This is a genomic window from Salipiger sp. ABF4_146 (genome assembly GCF_056161345.1).
This window is the reverse complement of the sequence record NZ_JBSWYX010000002.1, coordinates 420,574-440,611: the sequence shown is the minus strand read 5'-3', so window position 1 is coordinate 440,611 and position 20,038 is coordinate 420,574. Positions and strand designations below refer to the sequence as shown.

The window sequence follows — 20,038 nt, the reverse complement described above, 5'->3', positions numbered from 1 at the left end:
GTGTCCGCATGCCCTGTTGTATCGGCGCCGCTTTCGCGGCAAACAGGCGAGAGATTTCCCACAGCATCCGGAGCCGCATTTCTATATGGCCAAGCTTTACCACGTGCCGCTTTCGCCGTTCTGCCGCAAGGTTCGCCTGAGCCTCGCCGAGAAGAAGATCGAATGCGAGCTGGTCGAGGAACGCTACTGGGAGCAGGACGCGGATTTCCTGCGCCGCAACCCGGCGGCCAAGGTCCCGGTGCTGCGCATCGACGGCAAGACCATGGCCGAAAGCGCCGCGATCTGCGAATGGCTCGAAGAGAAATATCCCGAGCCGGCGCTGCTGCCGCGCTCGCCCGACGCGCGCTACGAAGTGCGCCGGCTGGTCGGCTGGTTCGACGACAAGTTCCACAACGAGGTCACCTCGAAGCTGCTCTACGAGCGGGTGAACAAGAAGATCATGAAGACCGGCTTTCCCGACAGCAAGAACGTCAAGGCCGGGGCGAAGGCGATCAAGTATCACCTCGATTACATGGCGTGGCTGCTCGATCACCGGCGCTGGCTGGCGGGCGATGTGATGACGCTGGCCGATTTTGCCGCCGCCGCGCATCTGTCATCGCTCGATTACATCTCGGATGTGGACTGGAACCGCTCGGCGGTGGTCAAGGACTGGTACGCCAAGATCAAGTCGCGCCCGGCCTTCCGCTCGATCCTCGCCGACCAGATCCCCGGCTTCCCGCAGCCGGCGCATTACGCCGACCTCGACTTCTGAGGCCCGGTACCCGGTTTGGCCGCGGCAGTGGGGGGGCGCTGCCCCCTCGGCGCTGGCGCGCCTCACCCCCGGGATTTTTTCGTCTAGACGAAGAGGGACGCAGGTGGACGATCTGAAGGAGCGCCTGGTGCGCGAAGCCGCGGAGGTGGGCTTTGCCGCCTGCCGTGTCTGCCGCCCATGGGACGTGCCGGAGGCGGCGGGGCGTCTGGCGGCGTTTCTGGAGGCTGGCTACCACGGGCAGATGGGCTGGATGGCAGAGCGCACACAGTGGCGCGGCGATCCCTCTGCGCTCTGGCCCGAGGCGCGCTCGGTGATCATGCTGGCCGAGAACTACGGCCCGGAGCACGACCCTCGCGCGGTGCTGGACCAGCCCGAGCAGGCGGCGATCTCTGTCTATGCGCAGAACCGCGATTATCATGATGTGGTGAAAAAACGGCTGAAGCGGCTGGGGCGCTGGCTGATCGACGCGGCGGGCCGCGAGGGTGACGCGCCGCAGATCAAGGTTTTTGTCGACACGGCGCCGGTGATGGAAAAGCCGCTGGGGCAGGCCGCAGGGCTGGGCTGGCAGGGCAAGCACACCAATCTGGTGAGCCGGGATCTGGGCTCGTGGTTCTTTCTGGGGTCGATCTTCACCACGCTTGAGTTGCCGGTGGACGGCGCGGAGCGCGACCACTGCGGATCGTGCCGCGCCTGCCTCGATGCCTGCCCGACCGCAGCCTTTCCGGCCCCCTATCAACTGGATGCGCGGCGCTGCATTTCCTATCTGACGATCGAACATCACGGCCCGGTCGACGAAGAACTGCGCGCGCTTCTGGGCAACCGCATCTACGGCTGTGACGACTGTCTTGCAGCCTGCCCCTGGAACAAGTTTGCCGAGCGCGCGGCAGAGGTGAAATACCACGCCCGCGACGATCTTCTGGCGCCGCCGCTGGCGGAGCTTGCGGCGCTGGATGATGCGGGGTTCCGGGCGCGGTTCTCGGGCTCGCCGATCAAGCGCATCGGCCGCGACCGTTTCGTGCGCAACGTGCTTTACGCCATCGGCAACTCCGGACGCGGCGATTTGCGCGCCGCGGCGCAGGCGCTCTGCGACGATCCGGACGAGACCGTGCGGGATGCGGCGCGATGGGCGGCGGCCCGTTTGCAGGGCCTCTAGCGAAACCGAGGCGCCGAAACCCGAAGCGCCGGTGCCGAGGGATGGCACCGGCGCCCACGAGGGTCTTGGTTCCGGAGGCTCTGACAGGATAGATACGTGCCTCCTGCCCGAAAAGATGGGCCTGAGGGGGCGCCGCCGCAATGGCGTTCACGCGAAAGCGACAGCGCTGTGCGGCGCCGGTCGGTGCGGGCTGGGATTTGCACGAAAAGGCCCCCCATGCGCTGAGGCATGGAGGGCCGCCGGGAGGTCTGAGGTAAGCCCCGGATCGCGCGCCCTGCGGCGCGGATGGCTGCGATCAGGCGCGGTCGTCGATCAGCAGTTCGAGCGAGCCGGTGCCCGAGGCGTAGATGCCGATCACATCCTCGGGCGACAGCCCTTCGTCTTCCAGCATGCCGCTCAACGTGTCGTTTTCGGCCAGCAGGTCGCGCAGCGCGTTGAGCTCGGGGCCAGCTTCGGCCAGCGCGTCGTCGAGCGCCACCGCGCCCTCGTTGGCCTGCCCTTTGAGCTCGCTGACGTGGGTCATCTTCGCCTCGGTGGCGTTCGACACGGCAGAGGGGTCGGCCATCGACAGATCGGCGTTGCGCAGCGAGGAGATCGCCTGACCGAAGGTCTGCGGCGCGTCCGCGGCGAGATCGGCCGTGGTCATCGAACCGGTGGGGCCGCTGTCGGCGATGCCGGACCCGGCGGCGCCGGTGGTCTCGCTCATCTGCGGCGAGGACATCGGCGCATCGCCGTCGCTGGCGGGGTCGACGCTGGTCCCCATGTCCTGCGCGAAAGCGGCGCCCGAGAGCGAGGCGGCGGTGAGCACGGCAAGGCCGAGCTTGCTGGTCGAACGGAGGGTCATCGGCTGTCTCCTTTGCATCCTATGGTCCGTTTGCTGGTCGGTTTCCGGCGCGGAGTGGTCGCGCCGGTCAGGGAGGTAATGCGCGAGAGGGCGGTTCGGATCCCTGACCGGGGCTTGCCGGCCCGCACCGGCGGCGGATTGCCGGAACGCCCCCTGCCGGGACGGCGGCGAAGCGCCGGTTCCAACGGGCGGCAGGGTGGCAGGGGGGCAGGGCTTTTGCGGCGCTCAGCGCAGCAGCCGGTAGCTGCTTTGGGTGAGGCCGGTGGGAAAGGCGCGGGTGCCGAGGTGCTGAAGGCGGATGTCGCGGGGCAGGTCGCCGAACAAGGGCAGGCCGCGCCCCAGCAGAATTGGGATGCGGCTGAGCACCACATCGTCGATCAGCCCGTCACGCAGGAAAGCGCGGATCACCGCGCCGCCGTCGATGTAGAGCCGCTGCCAGCCGCGTAGCGCGGCGTGATGAAGCACTTCGGCGGGGGTGCCCTGAAACAGATGAACCTTTTCGGGAAGGCTGTCAGGCGGCGCGACGTGCAGGCTGCTGGAGAGCACGAGGACCGGCAGTGTATAGGGCCAGACGCCAAAGCCGCGCACCGCGTCGAACGTGCCACGGCCCATCACGATGGCGTCGATGCCCGCGATGAAATCGGCATAGCCGTAGTCCTCTGCAGGATCGGTCACCAGATCGAGCCAGTCGAGCCCGCCGTCTTCGCGGGCGATGAACCCGTCGAGGCTGGCGGCAATGAAGACGTGACAGCTTGGCATCCGCGTCCTCCCGCGCTTGGGCCAACCGCAACTCCAGCATGCCGTCTGCGCGTGGTCGAGACAAGCACGCTGGGGCTTTGCATTGGCGGCCTGTGGCCCCATCTTAGGGACAAGACCAAGACTGGAGGGTTCCAATGGCGACCTATGAACGCAATCCCGACGTGATCGCGACGCTCGATCCCGAGCAATACCGCGTCACGCAGGAAAACGGCACCGAACGGCCGGGCACCGGCAAGTATCTCGACAACAAGGCGCCCGGCATCTACGTCGACGTCGTCTCGGGCGAGCCGCTGTTCGCCTCGTCGGACAAATACGAAAGCGGTTGCGGCTGGCCCAGCTTCACCAAGCCGATCGAGCCGGCGCATGTGGCGGAGTTGCGCGACACCACCCATGGCATGATCCGCACCGAGGTGCGTTCGACCCATGGCGATTCGCATCTTGGCCATGTCTTCCCGGACGGTCCGGTGGATCGGGGCGGGCTGCGCTATTGCATCAACTCGGCCTCGCTGCGCTTCGTGCATCGTGACGACATGGAGGCCGAAGGCTACGGCGCTTATCTTGATCAGGTGGAGGATGTGGCATGAGCTTGGAACGCGCAGTTCTCGCAGGCGGCTGTTTCTGGGGCATGCAGGATCTGATCCGCAAGCTGCCGGGCGTGGCGGAAACCCGCGTCGGCTATACCGGCGGCGACGTGCCCAACGCCACCTACCGCAACCATGGCACCCACGCCGAGGGCATCGAGATCTGGTTCGACCCGGCGCAGACCTCTTACCGGCGGCTGCTGGAGTTCTTCTTTCAGATCCACGATCCGACCACGCTGAACCGGCAGGGCAATGATCTGGGGATGAGCTATCGCTCGGCGATCTATTATGTCGACGAGGCGCAGAAGGCCGAGGCGCTGGAGACGATCGCCGACGTCGAGGCCTCGGGCATCTGGCCCGGCAAGGTCGTGACAGAGGTTGAGCCGGTGGGGGATTTCTGGGAAGCCGAGCCCGAGCATCAGGATTATCTGGTGCGCTATCCCGGCGGATACACCTGTCACTTCCCGCGCCCCGACTGGGTGCTGCCGCGGCGCGACGCGGCGGAATGAGCGCCTCGCACGAGGCTGGCAGCGTCCGTCCGGGTGGCCCTTGTGGGGAACCCCGGCACGGGCGCTGGCGTTGGCTGCGTGAAGCCATTTTGGAAACAGCTTTGAAGGGCAGCGCAACATGACCAGCAGCGCGGCGCAGGGATCTGCGGCACGGGGCACATCACGGCCGGTGGGCGAAATCGTCGACCGGCTGCAAGAGGCGGCCTCGGGCGACAAGGTGGCGCTGCGCGACCTCGTGCGGAGCTTTGGCGAAAGTTCGTTCCTTCCGGCGCTGATGGTGCCAGCGCTCTTGGTTGTCTCGCCGCTGTCGGGGATCCCGCTGTTCTCGACCTTTTGCGGGCTGCTGATCGCTTTCATTTCCGGCCAGATGCTGGTGTCCCGCCGCTATCTGTGGCTGCCCGACTCGTTGATGAGTCGCAGTTTCGACGGTGAGAAGGCGCGCAACGCGATGGACAAGCTGCGGGTGCTGAGTGACTGGCTCGACAAGCATGCGCGTCGGCGGCTGCGGGCGATGACCTCGGGGCCGATGCGCAAGCTGCTGCAGACGATCTGTGTGGTCTGCGGGCTGGCCATGCCGTTTCTGGAGCTTGTGCCGTTCTCTTCTTCGATCCTTGGTCTGACAGTGCTGTGCTTTGCGACCGCGATGCTGGTGCGCGACGGGCTGTTCGCCACGGTCGGCTGCGTGACGCTGGCGGCGGCGGTGCTGGTGCCGCTGATGGTGGCCGGGGTGATCTGACCTGTGCGCCGTTCATGGCCCCGTCAGGGCGTCGCGGAGGTGTTGAACACGCTGATGATCAGCAACGCCGCCGCGGCGAGCGCACAGAACAGCACGACCGATTTCCAGCCGCGTTTGCGTGTGTCCGGCGTCTCTGGCAGAGGCTCCGGGCGACCTGAAGCGCCGGTGTCACCGGGACCTGCCCGCACCTCTTGGGGATGGGCAATGTCGTGTTCTCGCGTGCTGTCAGACCGGCGCTTGGTCGTATGCTCTGTCATCGGGAACCCTCCTTGCGGTGGCGCGTGTTTTCCCAGTGCTCTTTTTCCCAGTGCTCTTGCAGGTTCAACGCAGCGATGCCGCGGTGGTTCCTGTGGGTCGGGGAGGGCTCAGCCCTCGGCCCGCGCCCAGCCGTATTCGCCAAAGCGGTAGAGGCGCCGCTCGGCCTCGTCAAAATGCCCATGCTGGGCGACCATGCGGCGGATCTCGGCGCTGTGGCTGTCGAGATCGAGAATGGCGAAATCGTTCTCCTGGCCCCGGCGGCGGGTCGACAGCCCGGTTCCCACATGCACCTGCAACACCTGCGCACCATGCTTGCGTGACAGGAACGGTTCGGTGCGCCAGCGGTGCAAATGCCCCGACAGGACCAGATGCGCGCCGCATTCCGACAGCCGCTCGATCGCCTGATCGGCATCTCGCATCAACGACTTGTCGACGTCGGCGTCCTGTTCGAAAGGGTGATGAGCGAGCACGACGTTGATGCCCTTGCTCTCGCCAAAGATGCGGCAGGCATTGCGCATCTGCAGCCAGCGCACCTTGCCGCGTTGCCAGCGGAAGCGGTCGACTGTGTTCAGCCCCACGACGGTAAGCCCCGGCAGGCGCTGCACCGGCATCATGTCGTCACTGATGAAGCGGCGATAGCGGCGGTAAGGGCGGATGAAGCGCAGCCAGAGATTGTCGAGGGAGACGTCGTGATTGCCCGGCACCGCCATCCACGGCGCGGTGAGCTTACGCAGGAAGGCGCGCGCCTCACGGTATTGGCTGCGGCGGGCGCGCTGGGTGAAATCGCCGGTGACCGCCACGAGATCGGGCTTCGCCCGGTTGACCGCGCGAAGCAGCGGATCAAGAAGCTCTGGCGCGTCACGGCCGAAATGCAGATCGGAGATGTGGATCAGTCTGGTCATGCCGCGGATTGCTCAGGGGGCGTGTTCTCGGAAGGCACCACCACGCGTAGCGGCGCGTCGCGGCGACAAAAGCGGATCGGAGTGTCCATGAGTTCCTTTTCGCCGTCGCGGGCGACCAGCGCCCTTGGGCGGCCTGTGTGCAGGGTGATGTCGCGCCCGGTGACGACGCTGAACTCCTCGCCCTTTTGCGCCTTGCCGATGGCGAGGCGATAGGACGCCCGGACCAGATCCCAGCGGCTGTTGCCTTTCGAGGTGAACAGCACAAAATCGCCGTTGCGGATGGCGTCCGCGCCGTCGAGGTTGAACTGCTCAAGCTGGTATGCGCTGTTGGCGACAAAGGCGAGGGGCGTGCGGATGCGGCTCTTGTGGCCATCGACCGTGACGTCCATGCGCAGCGGATGGCGGAACCCGGCAAGTGCAAGGATCACCGACCAATAGGCGGCAACGCGTGACCGGCCCCAGCGCTGGTACACGCCTTCGCGGGTGCGCAGGATCAGCGGGTAGATCCCGAGGCTGGCGTTGTTGAGGAAAACCTCTCCATTCACTTCGCCAAGGCTGATCTCGCGCAGGCGGCCGGTGGCCAGCACCTTTATCGCGCCCTCGGCGTCTTCGGGAATGTCGAGGCCGCGGGCGAAATAGTTGAAGGTGCCCTGAGGGATGACGCCCATGGTGATGCCGGCCTCATGCGCGGCAGCGGCGACCGCACCAATCGTGCCGTCGCCGCCCGCAGCGACGAGAACGCCACAGCCGTTTCCGGCTGCCTTGCGCGCGGTTTCGAGGATTGGCTTTTCGGGTGTGAGGCCGATCAGTTCCGCCTCGAGGCCGTTCTGCTCGAAGAGGTCGGTCAGCTCCTGACGGCGGCTCTTCTTGTCGGGGTGGTCCCCGGAATGTTCGTTCAGAATCACACAGATCTTGCGTTGTTCCGGCACCGGCGCAGCCTCCTTCGGGGTTCATACCTTCAACGCGGTGGCCGTCTGGGTGGTTCCCGGTTTGGTGGCCCGTCTGGTTCCCAGTTTCGTTCCCAGTTTCGTGCGCGATGCGGCGGCATCCAAACGGTCAGCACGCGGGAATGCCCATGGCGATCAATTGCGCGCCGCTGAGGCGCAGCGGCGAGTCACGGGCAAAGCGACCCTTGGACATGAACCAGTGCCGCAGCGCAGGTGGGTAGGTGGCTGCCATTTCGGTGGACCAATGCTCAAACCGGGCGCGCATCATCCTGCCCGACAGATAGTGCGGCCCATGAAAGCCGAAGCTGGTGTGCGGCGTGACGCAGACATTGCCCGCCCCGAGCAACAGGGTGCAGGCAGAGTTGCAGAATTGCCCGCGCAGTTCGACCCGGGTGCCCTGCGCGCGCAACTGGTGCACTTGCTGTAGGCGGGGGCGCAGCGGCCCGCCGGGATCATCCCGGATCACCAAGCGCGGCGTTTGCGGAGCCGTGCGCGGCGTGACCGGCGCTGCGGGGCTGGGCCGCAGGAGGATGGCCGGGCCGAAATCCGGGGTCCGGTCCTGCGCGGCGAGCGGCGTGGCCAGCGGTGAGGCCAATGCGAGGGCGCAGATCAGCCACCCCAGCAAGCGGCGGGCCACCCGGCGCAACCCGTTCGGGCGCAGGCGGGCGGCGCAGAGAGGGGCGGTGGCATGGTCGCTGGCGAGGGCGGTGGCGTCGTCGGGCAAGCGGCAACCTCGGGCTTGGCTGGATGGGTGAGCTATAGGCAGCCCGCCCTAAGGTTCGGTTTATCTGCCACGGCGCGGCGCTCTTTGAGCGGCATCAGCCGGCTGTGGATTGACGTTACGGCGGCTTCTGCGCAGGTTGCACAGATGACCGACAGCACCTCTTCCGCCGATCCCGCGCAGACCGCATCCGCCGCACCCTCCGAGGACGGGCGGCTGCATCTGCGCAATGTCGGGATGCGCGGCTGGCTGCACGCGCTGTGGCGCACGTGGCAGCGCATGGACGAGCGCAACCTTGGCCTGATTGCTGCGGGCGTGGCGTTCTACGCCTTTCTGTCGATCTTCCCGGCGATGGCCGCGGTGATCGCCATCTGGGGGTATTGGGCCGACCCGATCGCCATCGCCGAGCAGATGGAACTGCTCACCGAGATGATTCCCGAGGTCGCCTATCAACTGATCGACACACAGATCACCCAGCTGATCTCGACCAACCGGTCGACCCTGCAGTGGGCCTCGATCCTGTCGATCATTCTTGCGATCTGGTCGGCGCGGGCCTCTGTGGCGGCGCTGATCCGGGGGCTCAACACGGTGACCGAGGCGCCGCACAGAATGAACCCGGTGCGCCGGGTGCTTGTTGCCTACGGGATGACGGCGCTGCTGGTGTTGGTCGCGCTGCTGGCCTTCGCCGCCGTGGTCGTGATTCCCGTGGGGCTGGCGTTTCTCGGGCTGCCGATGTCGATCGAGATCGCGGTCGAGGGGGCGAAATGGATCGTGCTGCTGTGCGTGGTCTACCTTGCGGTGGCGCTGGTCTATCGCTTTGGTCCCAACAAGCGCCACTCGCGCATGCCTTGGCTGACGCCGGGCGCGGCGATCGCGGTGATCGCATGGGCCATGGGGTCTTTCGCGCTGGCCAGCTACCTGCGCAACTTCGATCGGCTGAACGAAGTCTACGGCTCGCTCGGGGCGGTGGTGGCGCTGCTGCTGTGGTTCTACATCAGCGCGCTGGTGACCCTGCTGGGCGCGCAGCTGAACACCGAGCTGCTGCGGGTACTGACGGCGCGCAGAGCCGCCGAGAAAGCGGCCGCCGCAACGCATGCCAAAGACGCCGGGCAGACCCTGGAAGGGCCGCCGGAAGAAAACTGAAGTCTTTGCGGAACCTTTCTTTTCCCGGGGTGTTTGCATCTCAAGGACGCACGATCAGTCCTGTCCCTGTTCCCGGGCTGCCACCTGTCCCGACTTCCCTCATGTGGCCCGGGCCCTACCAAGGCTCCACCTTTCCCCGGGTGGAGCCTTTTCTCTTGTCGTGGCCAGAAATTCTGGAGGCTCAGGGTTGGTCCGCGCTGGCCAGCGCGGCGCTGCCGAGCGCGGCCTCCATTTCGGCGACGGCGGCGACGATGGGGTCCTGACGCACCGTGGTAAAGCCATCCGACGCGCGGGCCAGATCCTCGATGGTGACCAGAACACAGGTCAGAACCAGCGAGAAAACCATCGTTCGCCATGTCAGTTGCCGCCCTTGCAGCGCAGTGCGGTTGCCAAGGATGAAGACGCCGGCGCCCGCCGAGAAAGCCAGCAGTCCCCAGACGCCGGGCGATATAGATTTCGACGCCGCGGCCACACGGCGGCTGTGCGCGTCAAGCACTTCGGTAACGCCGCCGGCGACAAAGGTTTGGACCGGGCCGGGCACTTCCGGGCCGAGCGCGGCTGTGACCGCTGGCCAGAGCTTGGCCTGTGCCTCGGCCGAGCGGGCGAGCACGGCGTCGACCCGTGCGGGCGTTGCGCGGTACCCGGCGGGAATGACGCGCGTGCGAGCGTACTCCAGCAGCGCCTCCTGCAGCGGTCTTCCTGCGCCGTTGGGCAGCAGGTCGGCGCGCAAGAAGGCCGTGCCAAGCGCCGCACCTTCCTCGACAACGGCGCTGGTGCTGTCCTCGCGCCAGCTCAGGGTCGCGCTGAAGGTGAAGCCAAGCAGCAGGCCGAGCAGCGCCAGCAGCGCCCCCAGCGAGGCCTCTCCGGCGAGCGGCGCGCTGGCATCGCCGCTTGCGCGGCGGCGCATCTCGAAGCTGCCGAACCGGAACCCGGCATAGGCGCAGGCCGGCAGGGCCAGCAAAAACAACAGAATGATCAGCCAGAACGGGATGGGATGTGTTGCGATGCTCACCGGAAACACCCGAAATCAATAAGGCCCGCGCAGGATGCACGGGCCTCCGACCGGGGACGCGTCTCCTCCGCCGAATGATGATCCCTCATCCGGCGCATTTCTCAAAGCATTCTTTGCACCTAGCCGATCTGTCGTCGCCGTGGCCCCGCGGCTTTAAGCGCCAGCCGGCGCGGGGATCAGTCGCTGACGCGCCGGGCGGCCATCGTTTTGCGGCCCTCGCCGAGGATGTTGAACAGGTTGAGGACGATCACCGTGGTGGGAATGGCGACGATGCCGCCCAGTGGGCCCCAGAGCCACAGCCAGAACACCAGTGAGACGAAGATCATGAACGGGTTGATCTGGATGTGCTTGCCGACAAGGCCGGGGGTGACAAACTGCGCCTCGCACATGTTGAGCGCAAGGTAGATCGCCGCCGGGGCAAAGCTCATCAGCCCGTCGAAGGCGACCAGCCCGTTCAGCAAGAGCCCCGCGACCATCGCGGCGGGTCCGACATACAGCACGAAGTTCAGCAGCGCCGCGGCGATGCCCCAGATCGGCGCGCCCGACATGCCGATCGCCATCAGCCCACCGGTGACGGCGAAGCCGAGCCCGATATTGATGGCGGTGATGGTGGCGAAATAGCGCGACACGGCGGTTTCAGCAGCGCAGAAGCGGTCCAGCATCACCGCGGTCGTCGTGGTGTCGCCGATGCGGCGGGACATCCAGTTGTAGATGTTCCAGCGCGTCAGCAGGAAGAAGAACAGCCCGCCGAAGAACACCAGAGCCTGCGCCGCGATCACCGGGGCCATGTAGAGCGCATCCGTGACGGTGGGCAGGGCCCCGGCTTCGTCGCTCTGCTCGCGCGCGGCGCCGAGTGCCTGCTCGACCTCGTCGATGCCGCGAATAAGGTCGCGGTATTCGAACAGGAACTTGCGGACCTCGTATTTCACCGTCGGAATGCGGTCGATCGCCGAGGTGATATAGGGCTCGACAAGGAACCCGAGCGCGGCGACCCCGAAGAAGATCAGAAGAATGAGGGCGATGGCCGCGATCCCGCGCGGCAATCCGAGCTTGGCGAGCCGGTCGACCACCGGCGCGAAGATCACGCCGACGGTGATGGCAAGCAGCAGCGGGGCAAAGATGTCTTCGGCGAGTTTGAGCCCCGCGAGAAGAGCGAGGCCGGCGAGGATGGCGGCGCTGACTCGGATAACGGGATCGTGGCTGGGCGCGCGGTTCATGAAATGCTGGGTCTCGAATGTGGCGTCATGCCACTCAACCGCGAGCGACCGCTTTGGTTCCTCGCTTGAGCCCGCACCTATCCATCTTTACGCAAAGGCACCTAGGACCGGGGCGGGGCCCCGGTCCGGCGTCTGCCTTATTCCGCGGCGCGCGCCAGCACGTAACGGTTGCCGGGCTCGGAGATGCCGAGGTTGCCGCGCAGGGTGCTGGCCTCGTACTCGTCCCGGAATAGCCCGCGGCGGCGCAGTTCGGGGACCACCAGCCGGGTGAAATCCTCCAGCGAGGAGGGCAGCGTCGGGAACATCAGGATGAAGCCGTCGGCGGCGCGGGTCTCGAACCATTCTTGCATGAAGTCGGCGATCTGCGTCGGCGTGCCGGTCAGCCCGTTGCCGGTGTGGCGGCGGGCATAATGCGTGATCAGCTCGCGCATCGTGTGGCCTTGGGTGACGAACTCCTTCAGTTCGTCGAACAGCGCCTTCGAGCCTTTGGCCTTCTCTGGCATACGCTCCATCGGGAAGGGCTTGTCGAGATCGACGCCGCGCAGGTCCGCTTCAAGGAACTCCTGCAGCATCAGCAGCCCGACGTCGGGGTGCATCAGGTCGACAAGCTGCTGCTCTTTGGCTTTGGCCTCTTCCTCGGTCTCGCCGACGTTGATGACGATGCCGGGCATGATCTTCAGATCGTCCTCGTGGCGGCCGTATTTGGCCATCCGGCCTTTCACGTTGGCATAGAAGGCGCGGTTCTTTTCAATGTTGGAGGCCAGCGAGAACACCATCTCGGAGGTGCGGGCCGCCAGTTCCATGCCGGGCTCCGATCCACCCGCCTGCGCGATCACCGGGCGGCCCTGAGGGGTGCGCGCGATGTTCAGGGGGCCGCGCACCTGAAAGTGTTTGCCCACGTGGTTCAGTTCGTGAAGCTTGTGCTGGTCGTGGTAGACGCCGTTTTCGCGGTCCAGCAGCAGCGCGTCGGGCTCGTAGCTGTCCCACAGGCCAAAGACCACGTCGACAAACTCCTCGCAGCGCTCGTAGCGCTCGGAGTGCGGCGGCAGGCCTTCGCGGTTGTAGTTGTAGCCGGTCTCGTCGTGGTCCGAGGTCACCACGTTCCAGCACATCCGCCCGCCCGACATGTGGTCGGCCGAGGCGTAGAGCCGGGCGATGTTGTAGGGCTCGTAGTAAGAGGTCGAGGCGGTTGCGACGAAGCCCAGCTTCTCGGTGTGCTGTGACAGCGCGGTGATCGCGGTGATCGGCTCGAAGCGGTTCATCTTGGTGGGCTGGCGGGCGAGGGCGGCGGGATCCCCGATGGCGGCCGCCGGGCTGTCTGCAAAGAACATAAAGTCGAGCTTCGCCGCCTCGGAGATCTGCGCGACCTTCTTGAGATGCGAGAGGTCATTGGCGCCATGCACGTCGCTGCCCGGGTGCAGCCAGGCGGCCGGGTGGAAACCGAAGGTATAGACGAATGTGCCGAGTTTGAGCTGATCGGGGCGCGACATGAGAGATCCTCTGGCAAGCGAAAGATGCAGCGAGAATGTCGCTTGGCGGGGCGCGGGACAAGCAGGGCACGGCTGCGCATTGGTTTAGTTTTTCTAAAGTGAAGGGGTTGAGCGAGGCGCCTGTCCGCCCGGCTCTCCTTGCGCCTGTTAGATAGGCACCTCGGCGCCAGCCTGCGGGTTTTCTCAAGGGCTCGATTGACAGGTGATTTATTGTATAGACATAAAGACGCAACGACCGGGAGAATCGAGATGACAAAGCAACAGGTGCTGCGCGGCGGGACTCTGGTGACGCTGGAAGGGGAGAAGGGCTACGGGCTGCTCGAGGGCGGCGCCGTGGCTATCGACGGCGGGGTCATCGTTTGGATCGGTCCGACGGCCGATCTGCCCGCAGACTACGCAGGCTGGGATGTGACCGAGCTTGAGGGCCGTCTGGTGACGCCCGCGCTCACCGACTGCCACACGCACCTCGTCTACGGCGGCTCGCGCGCCCGCGAGTTCGAGATGCGCCTTGAGGGGGCCAGCTACGAGGAGATCGCCCGCGCCGGAGGTGGCATCGCCTCGACCGTGCGCCATACGCGCGAAACGGACGAGGCGGCGCTGATCGCACAGTCCTTGCCGCGGCTAGAAGCGCTGCTGGCCGAGGGGGTGACCACCGTCGAGATCAAGTCCGGCTACGGGCTCGACCGCGAGACCGAAATGCGGATGCTGCGCGTCGCGCGCAAGCTGGCCGAGCTGCGTCCGGTCAACGTGGTGACCACCTTCCTCGGTGCGCACGCCATGCCGCCGGGGTGGGAGGCGACCAAGGCAGAATACATCGAGCAAATCTGCCTGCCGACCCTGCGCGCGGCTCATGCCGAGGGGCTGGTGGACGCGGTCGACGGGTTCTGCGAGGGCATCGCCTTTTCCGCTGCCGAGATGGAGCCGGTCTTTGCCGAGGCGCAAAAGCTCGGCCTGCCGGTCAAGCTGCACGCCGAGCAGTTGTCGCATCAGGGCGGCATCCAGCTTGCGGCCAAATACGGCGCGCTTTCGGCCGATCACGTGGAATACGCCACCGAGGCCGATGCCAAGGCCATGGCGCAGGCGGATATGGTCGCCGTGCTGCTGCCCGGCGCCTTCTACGCCATTCACGAAACGCAGGCGCCGCCCGTCGCGGCCTTCCGCGAGCACGGCGTGCCCATGGCGCTCTCGACCGACGCCAACCCCGGCACCTCGCCGCTGACCTCGCTGCTGCTGGCGATGAACATGGGCTGCACGCTCTTCCGCATGACGCCGGAAGAGGCGCTGCGCGGGGTGACCGTCAACGCTGCGAAGGCGCTCGGCTTCACTGACCGTGGCCGCATCGCCGCCGGTCAGCGCGCGGACCTGAACATCTGGAACACCGACAGCCCGGCAGAACTGTCCTATCGCATCGGGTTCAACACGCTTCACGCCCGTATCTTTGGAGGCCAAGTATGATCCTCACCCCCGGCGCCGCCACGCTGGCGCAGCTTGAACAGCTTTGGCGGAGCGATGCGCCTGCGCGTCTCGACGCAGCGGCGCGCCCGGCCATCGCCGCTTCGGCCAAGGTGGTCGCCGATGCCGCCGCCGGCTCCGAGGCGATCTATGGCGTCAACACCGGCTTCGGCAAGCTCGCCTCTGTGCGCATCGCGCCCGAGGACACCGCGACGCTGCAGCGCAACCTGATCCTGTCGCATTGCTGCGGCGTCGGCGAGCCGCTGCCGCGCGCCACCACCCGCCTTATGATGGCGCTGAAGCTGCTGAGCCTCGGGCGCGGTGCCTCGGGCGTGCAGGTGCAGACCGTCGATCTGCTGGAGGCGATGCTCGACAAGGGCGTGACCCCGGTGGTGCCCTGTCAGGGCTCGGTCGGCGCCTCGGGTGATCTGGCGCCCTTGGCGCATATGACCGCCGTGCTGCTTGGGGCAGGGCAGGCCGAGGTTGACGGCGAGGTGCATCACGGCGCCGAGGCGCTGGCGCTGGTCGGGCTGGAGCCGGTGGTGCTGGGGCCGAAAGAAGGTCTCGCGCTGATCAACGGCACGCAGTTCTCGACCGCGCTGGCGCTGGTCGGGCTGTTCGAGGGCTGGCGCAACGCGCAAACCTCGATCGTCACCGCCAGCCTCACCACCGACGCGATCATGGGCTCCACCGCACCCACCCGTGCCGAGATCCACACGCTGCGCGGCCACCGCGGGCAGATCGAGGTCGCGGCGGGCATCCGCGAGTTGATGGAAGGCTCGGAGATCCGCGAGAGCCACCGTGAGGGCGACACCCGCGTGCAGGATCCCTATTGCATCCGCTGCCAGCCGCAAGTGGCGGGCGCTGCCATCGACCTGCTGCGCTACGCCGCCACGACGCTGGAGATCGAGGCCAACGCGGTCACCGACAACCCGCTGGTGCTGGGCCAAGACGGGGGACCGGGCAACATCGTCTCGGGCGGCAATTTCCACGCCGAGCCGGTGGCCTTTGCCGCCGATCAGATCGCGCTGGCGCTCTCGGAGATCGGGGCCATCGCGCAGCGTCGCGTGGCACTGATGGTCGATCCGGCGATGAACCACGATCTGCCGCCCTTCCTGACACCCGCGCCGGGGCTGAACTCGGGCTACATGATCGCAGAGGTGACCACCGCCGCGCTGATGTCCGAGAACAAGCACCTCGCCAACCCATGTTCGACCGACAGCACGCCGACCTCGGCCAACCAAGAGGATCACGTGTCGATGGCCGCCCATGGCGCGCGCCGTCTGGGGCTGATGAACCGCAACCTGTCGGTGATCCTTGGGGTCGAGGCGCTTTGTGCCGCGCAGGGCGTCGACTTCCGCGCGCCGCTGAAGACCTCGCAGCGTCTGGCCCGTGTGATCACGAAGATACGCACCCGCGTCGCGCCGCTGGAGAATGATCGCTACCTCGCGCCCGACCTTGAGGAAGGCGCGATCTTGGTGCGCGACGGCGCCCTGCTGGATGCCGCAGGACTGGAGGAAAAACTGTGAGAAACGAGCCCGTCACCGTCACCCGGGGCGACAGCCCCATCGTCCTTGGCCTGCCGCACACCGGCACCTATTTGCCCGACGAGGTCTTTCGCAAACTCACCCCGCGCGGGCAGGAACTGAGCGACACCGACTGGCACATCCACAGGCTCTACGAAGGGCTGCTGCCGGGCGCGACGCTGGTGCGCGCCACCTTCCACCGCTACGTGATCGACGCCAACCGTCCGCCGGATGGCGCAAGCCTCTACCCGGGGCAGAACACCACGGGGTTGGTGCCGCTGACCGATTTCGATGGCACGACGATCTGGCTCGAAGAGCCGGACGAGACGGAGATCGCCGCGCGCCGCGACGCCTTCCACGCGCCCTATCATGCGGCGCTGAAAGCCGAATTGGAGCGGGTGCGGGCACAGCACGGCGTGGCGATCCTTTATGATTGCCACTCGATCCGCTCGCACATCCCGTTCCTCTTCGACGGCAAACTGCCCGATTTCAACATCGGCACCGCTGGCGGCACCACTTGCGCCCCATCGATTGAGGCCGCCGCGGTGGAGGTCTGTGCCGCCGCTGATGGCTATACCTCGGTGCTCAACGGTCGCTTCAAGGGCGGCTGGACGACGCGCAATTACGGCCGCCCCGAAGAGGGGGTCCACGCCATCCAGATGGAGCTGGCGCAGGACACCCACCTCGAAAGCGAGGTGGCCCCCTACGCCTATGACGAACGCAAGGCCGCGAAACTGCGGGTCCACCTTGCCGAGTTGCTGCAGCGGATCGAGGCGCTTGCGCCGGCGCTGACCCGATAAGAGGAGATACCCAGATGACCAACCCCCGCCACAACCTGCGCGATGTCTTCCCCGCGACCGGCACCGAAATCACCGCCAAAAGCTGGCTGACCGAAGCGCCGATGCGGATGCTGATGAACAACCTGCACCCCGACGTCGCCGAGAACCCGCACGAGCTGGTGGTCTACGGCGGCATCGGCCGTGCCGCTCGCACATGGGAGGATTTCGACCGCATCGTCGCGTCTTTGCAAAACCTCGAAGAAGACGAGACGCTGCTGGTGCAATCGGGTAAGCCCGTGGGCGTGTTCCGCACCCATCCCGACGCGCCGCGCGTGCTGATCGCCAACTCCAACCTCGTGCCGCATTGGGCCAACTGGGATCACTTCAACGAGCTCGATAAGAAGGGTCTGGCAATGTACGGCCAGATGACCGCGGGCTCGTGGATCTACATCGGCGCGCAGGGCATCGTGCAGGGCACCTACGAGACCTTCGTCGAGGCGGGCCGCCAGCACTATGACGGCAACCTCAAGGGCAAGTGGATCCTCACCGGCGGCCTTGGCGGCATGGGCGGCGCGCAGCCGCTGGCGGCGGTGATGGCCGGGGCCTGCTGCCTTGCGGTGGAGTGCGACGAGACCCGCGCCGATTTCCGCATCCGCACCCGCTATTGCGACGAGAAGACCCATTCGCTGGACGAGGCGCTGGCGATGATCGACCGCTGGACCAAGGCGGGCGAGGCCAAGTCGGTCGCGCTGATCGCCAACGCCGCCGACGTCTTTCCCGAACTGGTGCGCCGCATGCAGGCGGGCGAGTCGATGCCGAACGGGCGTCCCGACATCGTGACCGACCAGACGTCGGCGCACGACCCGGTGCACGGTTACCTGCCAAAAGGCTGGAGCGTCGCCGAGTGGCGCGAAAAGCAGGAGAGCGATCCCAAGGGCGTGGCAAAGGCCGCCAAGGCCTCGATGCGCGACCATGTCGCGGCGATGGTCGACTTCTGGAACGCAGGTGTGCCGACGCTCGACTATGGCAACAACATCCGCCAGATGGCGCTGGAAGAGGGGCTGGAGAACGCCTTTGCCTTCCCCGGCTTCGTGCCCGCCTACATCCGCCCGCTGTTCTGCCGCGGCGTTGGCCCGTTCCGCTGGGCGGCGCTCTCGGGCGATCCAGAGGACATCTACAAGACCGACCAGAAGGTGAAGGAGCTGATCGACGACCCGCACCTGCACAATTGGCTCGACATGGCGCGCGAGCGCATCGCGTTTCAGGGCCTGCCGGCGCGCATCTGCTGGGTCGGCCTCGGGTTGCGCCATAAGCTGGGCCTCGCGTTCAACGAGATGGTGCGCAACGGCGAGCTGAAAGCGCCGATCGTCATCGGCCGCGACCACCTCGACAGCGGCTCGGTGGCCTCGCCGAACCGCGAGACCGAAGCGATGAAGGATGGCTCGGACGCGGTGTCCGACTGGCCGCTGCTCAACGCGCTGCTCAACACCGCCTCGGGCGCGACATGGGTGTCGCTGCACCACGGCGGCGGCGTCGGCATGGGCTTTTCGCAGCATGCGGGCATGGTGATCTGTTGCGATGGCAGTGAAGCGGCCGACAAGCGTCTGGCGCGTGTGCTCTGGAATGACCCGGCGACAGGCGTTATGCGGCACGCGGATGCGGGCTACGACATCGCGCTTGACTGCGCCCGCGAGCATCAACTCAACCTGCCGGGGATCCTGGGGTGACACAGCACGAGACCGCCTTCGCCGAACTTGAAACTGCCTTTCCGGGCCGGATCGAACGCAGCGAGGCGGTCCGCGCGCAGCATGGGGCAGGGGACAGCTGGCATCCGGCAGCGCTGCCCGACGCTGTGTTCATGGCGCAAAGCACCGAGGAGGTGGCGCAGGTCGTCCGGATCTGCGCGGCCCATGGCTGCCCGATCGTGCCCTTCGGGGCGGGCAGCTGCATCGAGGGACAGGTGAACGCCACCCAAGGCGGTCTTTGCATCGACCTTTCGCAGATGGACAGGGTTCTGCGCGTCAGCCCCGAGGACATGGATTGCACCGTGCAGGCGGGCCTCACCCGGCAGCGCCTCAACGAAGACCTGCGGGCGACGGGCCTGTTCCTGCCCATCGACATCGGTGCGCATGCGACGCTGGGCGGCATGGCCTCCACCCGCGCCTCGGGCACGATGACCGTGCGTCACGGCACCATGGCCGATCTGGTGATGGGGCTGACTGTGGTGCTGCCCGACGGGCAGATCGTGAAGACCGGCGGGCGGGCGCGGAAATCCTCCTCCGGCTATGATCTGACGCATCTGTTCCTAGGGGCAGAGGGCACGCTGGGGATCATCACCGAGCTGACCCTGCGGCTCACGGGTATCCCCGAGGCGTCGAAGGCCGGGCTCTACAGCTTTGCGACCATCGAGGCCGCGACGCAGACCGTCGTCGAGGCGCTGCAGTTCGGGCTCTGCCTGAACCGCATCGAGCTGATGGACGCGCTGCAGGTCAAGGCGATCAATGCCTACAACAAAACCGACCTGCCCGAGCAGCCGACGCTGCTGGTGGATCTCGCAGGGTCCGAGAGCCAAGTCAGCACCGACCGCGACACTTTCGATGCGCTGGCCGAAGAGAACGGGGCCGACCTGCATCTGGTCGACACCCCCGAGCGATACGCCGAGGTCTGGGCGCTGCGGCATTCGGCGCTCTATGCTGCGCGCGGGCTTCGGCCCGGTTGCAGTTCGCTGTCGACCGATGTGTCCGTGCCTGTCTCGGAACTGCCGCGCATCCTGACGGAGATCGAGGCCACGCTGACGGAAGAGGGCATCGTGGCGCCGATGCATGGGCATGTGGGCGACGGTAACTTTCACCTCGTGATGCTCTTCGATCCGGACAGCGAGGAAGAGAAAGCGCGGGTGCAGAAGGTGCATGGCCAGCTGGTCGCCCGTGCCATCGAACTGGGGGGCACCGCCACCGGCGAGCACGGCGTGGGGCTGGGCAAGAAGGGCTACATGGAGGCCGAGCATGGTGCCGCGCTGGCGCTGATGAAGACACTGAAACGCGCGGTGGACCCGGCCAATCTGATGAACCCCGGCAAGATCTTCGATCTGTAAACCGACCGTTTGACGCGGAGTGCGTGCCTGAATTTTGTGCATTTGCACTTGCCTGTCACAAAGCCGCGTGAGAAGGCCGGACAGCAGGGATTGACAGAGGGAACCAGCGTGGTCCCTTTTTGTATAGTCAAAATCGGAACTCGGCCCAGAAACTGGCTGGGACC

At 66.4% G+C, this 20,038-nt stretch carries 20 protein-coding genes; 11 read left to right on the top strand and 9 right to left on the bottom strand.

Annotated elements, in window-relative coordinates:
- Window positions 1-85 precede the first annotated feature (85 nt).
- Entirely contained in the window at window positions 86-751 is a 666-nt protein-coding gene (gene fzlA, locus ACXAJT_RS04920) for an FtsZ-binding protein FzlA (RefSeq protein WP_475233389.1), read from the top strand.
- A 103-nt stretch (window positions 752-854) separates the two neighbouring features.
- On the top strand, window positions 855-1,904 hold the full coding sequence (gene queG / locus ACXAJT_RS04915; RefSeq protein WP_475233387.1) for a tRNA epoxyqueuosine(34) reductase QueG: 1,050 nt from the start codon (window positions 855-857) through the stop codon (window positions 1,902-1,904).
- Window positions 1,905-2,199: 295 nt separating this feature from the next.
- Here queG and ACXAJT_RS04910 read toward each other — a convergent pair whose 3' ends face one another.
- Together ACXAJT_RS04910 and ACXAJT_RS04905 are read right to left on the bottom strand one after the other, a co-directional pair.
- Entirely contained in the window at window positions 2,200-2,748 is a 549-nt protein-coding gene (locus ACXAJT_RS04910; RefSeq protein WP_475233385.1) for a hypothetical protein, read from the bottom strand.
- 225 nt (window positions 2,749-2,973) lie between these two features.
- Entirely contained in the window at window positions 2,974-3,507 is a 534-nt protein-coding gene (locus ACXAJT_RS04905) for a dihydrofolate reductase family protein (RefSeq protein ID WP_475233384.1), read from the bottom strand.
- 134 nt (window positions 3,508-3,641) lie between these two features.
- Between ACXAJT_RS04905 and msrB the strand changes: the two genes are divergently transcribed.
- The 3 genes from msrB to ACXAJT_RS04890 all read left to right on the top strand — a co-directional run bounded on the left by msrB (window position 3,642) and on the right by ACXAJT_RS04890 (window position 5,333).
- On the top strand, window positions 3,642-4,091 hold the full coding sequence (gene msrB / locus ACXAJT_RS04900) for a peptide-methionine (R)-S-oxide reductase MsrB (protein WP_475233383.1): 450 nt from the start codon (window positions 3,642-3,644) through the stop codon (window positions 4,089-4,091).
- Window positions 4,088-4,597: a peptide-methionine (S)-S-oxide reductase MsrA gene (gene msrA / locus ACXAJT_RS04895; RefSeq protein WP_475233382.1), complete on the top strand. Its 510-nt coding sequence runs from the start codon at window positions 4,088-4,090 to the stop codon at window positions 4,595-4,597. Before msrB ends, msrA begins: the two co-directional genes overlap by 4 nt.
- A gap of 118 nt (window positions 4,598-4,715) precedes the next feature.
- Complete coding sequence (locus tag ACXAJT_RS04890) at window positions 4,716-5,333, top strand: exopolysaccharide biosynthesis protein (protein ID WP_475233381.1); 618 nt, start codon at window positions 4,716-4,718, stop codon at window positions 5,331-5,333.
- 23 nt (window positions 5,334-5,356) lie between these two features.
- Here the strand turns inward: ACXAJT_RS04890 and ACXAJT_RS04885 are convergent, their stop codons facing one another.
- The 4 genes from ACXAJT_RS04885 to ACXAJT_RS04870 all read right to left on the bottom strand — a co-directional run bounded on the left by ACXAJT_RS04885 (window position 5,357) and on the right by ACXAJT_RS04870 (window position 8,164).
- The gene (locus tag ACXAJT_RS04885) at window positions 5,357-5,590 is read right to left on the bottom strand and encodes a hypothetical protein (protein WP_475233380.1); all 234 of its coding nucleotides are present in this window, start codon (window positions 5,588-5,590) and stop codon (window positions 5,357-5,359) included.
- 108 nt (window positions 5,591-5,698) lie between these two features.
- Window positions 5,699-6,493, bottom strand: a complete 795-nt coding sequence (locus ACXAJT_RS04880; RefSeq protein ID WP_475233379.1) for a metallophosphoesterase family protein — start codon at window positions 6,491-6,493, stop codon at window positions 5,699-5,701.
- On the bottom strand, window positions 6,490-7,398 hold the full coding sequence (locus tag ACXAJT_RS04875; RefSeq protein ID WP_475233378.1) for a diacylglycerol/lipid kinase family protein: 909 nt from the start codon (window positions 7,396-7,398) through the stop codon (window positions 6,490-6,492). Before ACXAJT_RS04875 ends, ACXAJT_RS04880 begins: the two co-directional genes overlap by 4 nt.
- A gap of 151 nt (window positions 7,399-7,549) precedes the next feature.
- Entirely contained in the window at window positions 7,550-8,164 is a 615-nt protein-coding gene (locus ACXAJT_RS04870) for a hypothetical protein (protein ID WP_475233377.1), read from the bottom strand.
- A 144-nt stretch (window positions 8,165-8,308) separates the two neighbouring features.
- Between ACXAJT_RS04870 and ACXAJT_RS04865 the strand changes: the two genes are divergently transcribed.
- Complete coding sequence (locus ACXAJT_RS04865) at window positions 8,309-9,304, top strand: YihY/virulence factor BrkB family protein (RefSeq protein ID WP_475233376.1); 996 nt, start codon at window positions 8,309-8,311, stop codon at window positions 9,302-9,304.
- Between the two features lie 181 nt (window positions 9,305-9,485).
- Here ACXAJT_RS04865 and ACXAJT_RS04860 read toward each other — a convergent pair whose 3' ends face one another.
- The 3 genes from ACXAJT_RS04860 to ACXAJT_RS04850 all read right to left on the bottom strand — a co-directional run bounded on the left by ACXAJT_RS04860 (window position 9,486) and on the right by ACXAJT_RS04850 (window position 13,023).
- Window positions 9,486-10,316, bottom strand: coding sequence for a bestrophin-like domain (locus ACXAJT_RS04860; protein ID WP_475233375.1), 831 nt, complete (start codon window positions 10,314-10,316; stop codon window positions 9,486-9,488).
- A gap of 176 nt (window positions 10,317-10,492) precedes the next feature.
- Complete coding sequence (locus ACXAJT_RS04855; protein ID WP_475233374.1) at window positions 10,493-11,533, bottom strand: AI-2E family transporter; 1,041 nt, start codon at window positions 11,531-11,533, stop codon at window positions 10,493-10,495.
- A 137-nt stretch (window positions 11,534-11,670) separates the two neighbouring features.
- A complete protein-coding gene (locus ACXAJT_RS04850) occupies window positions 11,671-13,023 on the bottom strand; it encodes an LLM class flavin-dependent oxidoreductase (RefSeq protein WP_475233373.1) in 1,353 nt (450 codons plus the stop codon).
- Between the two features lie 249 nt (window positions 13,024-13,272).
- Here ACXAJT_RS04850 and hutI point away from each other — a divergent pair, with 249 nt between their 5' ends.
- The 5 genes from hutI to ACXAJT_RS04825 are packed head-to-tail and all read left to right on the top strand — an operon-like array spanning window position 13,273 to window position 19,874.
- Entirely contained in the window at window positions 13,273-14,478 is a 1,206-nt protein-coding gene (hutI, locus tag ACXAJT_RS04845; protein WP_475233372.1) for an imidazolonepropionase, read from the top strand.
- On the top strand, window positions 14,475-16,004 hold the full coding sequence (gene hutH / locus ACXAJT_RS04840) for a histidine ammonia-lyase (RefSeq protein WP_475233371.1): 1,530 nt from the start codon (window positions 14,475-14,477) through the stop codon (window positions 16,002-16,004). Before hutI ends, hutH begins: the two co-directional genes overlap by 4 nt.
- Entirely contained in the window at window positions 16,001-16,801 is an 801-nt protein-coding gene (hutG, locus tag ACXAJT_RS04835) for an N-formylglutamate deformylase (protein ID WP_475233370.1), read from the top strand. The genes hutH and hutG overlap by 4 nt, the downstream gene beginning before the upstream one ends.
- Window positions 16,802-16,815: 14 nt before the next feature.
- The gene (hutU, locus tag ACXAJT_RS04830) at window positions 16,816-18,507 is read left to right on the top strand and encodes a urocanate hydratase (RefSeq protein WP_475233369.1); all 1,692 of its coding nucleotides are present in this window, start codon (window positions 16,816-16,818) and stop codon (window positions 18,505-18,507) included.
- Window positions 18,504-19,874, top strand: a complete 1,371-nt coding sequence (locus ACXAJT_RS04825; protein ID WP_475233368.1) for an FAD-binding oxidoreductase — start codon at window positions 18,504-18,506, stop codon at window positions 19,872-19,874. Before hutU ends, ACXAJT_RS04825 begins: the two co-directional genes overlap by 4 nt.
- Window positions 19,875-20,038: the final 164 nt, after the last annotated feature.